The organism is Paenibacillus sp. N119s (assembly GCF_059447605.1).
The window spans coordinates 1-377 of record NZ_JCAJRU010000534.1; the positions used below are offsets into that span (position 1 = coordinate 1).

General features: G+C 55.7%; 1 rRNA gene. It reads right to left on the reverse strand.

From position 1 onward, the window contains the following. Positions 1-377: ribosomal RNA gene (locus tag AC5V8P_RS26195) — 23S ribosomal RNA — on the reverse strand; the annotation flags it as partial.

Sequence of the window (377 nt, forward strand, 5' to 3'; positions counted from 1 at the left end):
ATGGCATTCGGAGTTTGACTGAGCTTGGTAACCCTTGCGGGCCCCGCACCCAATCAGTGCTCTACCTCCACGATTCTTCTTTCCGAGGCTAGCCCTAAAGCTATTTCGGGGAGAACCAGCTATCTCCGGGTTCGATTGGAATTTCTCCGCTACCCCCACCTCATCCCCGCATTTTTCAACATGCGTGGGTTCGGGCCTCCAGTGCGTGTTACCGCACCTTCACCCTGGACAGGGGTAGATCACCCGGTTTCGGGTCTACGTCCACGTACTCATTCGCCCTATTCAGACTCGCTTTCGCTGCGGCTTCAGCTCTTCACCTTAACCTTGCACGGGAACGTAACTCGCCGGTTCATTCTACAAAAGGCACGCCATCACCC